This is a genomic window from Cupriavidus sp. WS (genome assembly GCF_000395345.1).
GTDB lineage: Bacteria > Pseudomonadota > Gammaproteobacteria > Burkholderiales > Burkholderiaceae > Cupriavidus > Cupriavidus basilensis_B.
This window is the reverse complement of the sequence record NZ_AQPL01000729.1, coordinates 1-849: the sequence shown is the minus strand read 5'-3', so window position 1 is coordinate 849 and position 849 is coordinate 1. Positions and strand designations below refer to the sequence as shown.

Genomic DNA, 849 nt, shown 5'->3' with positions numbered 1-849 from the left:
CGCGAGGCCGAGCGCGTGCTGGAGTTCGCTTACCTGAACAGTTGCCACCAGTCCGGCCTGCACAACCTGCTGGACAAGGCGGTGCTGCTGCACGAGGAGGTGGGCGAGGCGCTGCGCAAGGCCGGCGACTACCGCAAGATCGACGAGGTGCCGTTCGATTTCGAGCGCCGCCGCATGTCCGTGGTGGTGGAGGGGCCGCAGGGCCGGCTGCTGGTGTGCAAGGGCGCGGTGGAGGAGGTCTACGCGGCCTGCGCCAGCGCGGAACTCGCGGGCGCCTCCGTGGTGCTCGACGACTCGCACCGCCGCACGCTGATGGCGGTGTGCAACGCGCTCAACGCGGACGGCTTCCGCGTCATCGCGATCGCCTACAAGCCGCTGCCGCCGGCGCCGGACACGCATCCGTACTCGGTGGCGGACGAATCCGCGCTGATCCTGCTGGGCTACATCGCGTTCATCGATCCGCCCAAGGAAAGCGCGGCGCCCGCGCTGGAGGCGCTGCGCCGCGGCGGCGTCGAGGTCAAGGTCCTGACCGGAGACAGCCCGCTGATCGCGTCCAAGATATGCCGCGAGGTCGGCATCGACGCGGGCCGGGCCGTGCTCGGCGCCGAACTCGACGGACTGTCGCCGCAGGCGCTCGGCGAGCTGGCCGAGCGCACGGTGCTGTTCGCCAAGCTGACGCCGGCCCACAAGGCGGCCGTCGTCAAGGCCCTGCGGGCGCGCGGCCGGGTGGTCGGCGTGCTGGGCGACGGCATCAACGACGCGCCGGCGCTCAAGGCGGCGGACGTGGGCATCTCGGTGGACAGCGGCGCCGACATCGCCAAGGAAGCGGCCAGCATCATCCTGCTGGAA

At 71.5% G+C, this 849-nt stretch carries 1 protein-coding gene; it reads left to right on the top strand.

Annotation, left to right across the window (positions count from 1 at the left end):
- Nucleotides 1-849: HAD-IC family P-type ATPase (locus tag K206_RS0136900; RefSeq protein WP_020207197.1), on the top strand; the 849-nt coding region annotated here is incomplete at both ends.